Below are 1036 nucleotides of genomic sequence, written 5' to 3' on the forward strand. Positions count from 1 at the left end.
AGTGAAGGTCGCCCGTTTCTACGCTCCCGGCGATATCCGCGTCGAGGAGGCGCCAGAACCCGTCGCCGGACCGGGTGAGATCAAGATCGGTGTGCGCAACTGCTCGACCTGCGGCACGGACGTGAAGATCTCCCGGCACGGTCACCACCACATCCGGCCGCCCAGGGTCATGGGCCACGAGATCGCCGGTGAGGTCGCCGAGGTCGGCGAGGGGGTGAGCGGATGGGCCGCGGGTGAGCGGGTGCAGGTGATCGCCGCGATCCCGTGCGGCAGCTGCCAGGAGTGCCGGCGGGGCCGGATGACGGTGTGCCCGAACCAGGAGTCGATGGGGTATCACTACGACGGCGGTTTCGCCGACTACATGATCATCCCGGCCAAGGTGCTCGCGGTCGACGGCGTCAACCGCATCCCCGACGGGGTCGGTTTCGCCGAGGCCTCGGTGGCCGAGCCGCTGGCGTGCGTGCTCAACGGCCAGGAGCTGGCCCGGGTCGGCGAGGGCGACGACGTGGTGATCATGGGGTCGGGCCCGATCGGCTGCCTGCACGTGCGGCTGGCCCGCTCGCGCGGCGCGGGCCGGGTCTTCCTGGTCGACATCAACGCCGAGCGGCTGGAGATGGCGGCCGCCCTGGTCGCCCCGGACGCGGCGGTGCACGGCCAGGACGTGGTCGAGCAGGTGCTCAAGCTGACCGAGGACAGGGGCGCCGATGTCGTCATCACCGCCGCGGCCTCGGGAGCGGCCCAGGAGCAGGCGTTGCGGATGGCGGCCCGTCAGGGGCGGATCAGTTTCTTCGGTGGTCTGCCCAAGGACAATCCGATCATCGGGTGTGACTCCAATCTGGTGCACTACCGGGAGTTGACCATCGTGGGGGCGAACGGGTCCAGTCCCGCGCACAACGCGCGGGCTCTGGGGTTGATCGCCGACGGTTCGGTGCCGGTCTCCGATCTGATCACGCACCGGTTGCCGCTCGCGGAGGTTCTGGAGGGGATCGACATCGTCAGCAGGGGCGAGGCCATCAAGGTCACCATCGAACCCTGA

Annotated in this window: 1 protein-coding gene; it reads left to right on the forward strand. The window is 69.6% G+C overall.

Annotation, left to right across the window (positions count from 1 at the left end):
• Positions 1 to 1036: zinc-dependent dehydrogenase (locus AB0J58_RS45210; protein ID WP_364228064.1), on the forward strand; the 1036-nt coding region annotated here is incomplete at its 5' end.

Source organism: Streptosporangium sp. NPDC049644 (assembly GCF_040675205.1).
Taxonomy (GTDB): Bacteria; Actinomycetota; Actinomycetes; order Streptosporangiales; family Streptosporangiaceae; genus Streptosporangium; species Streptosporangium fukuiense.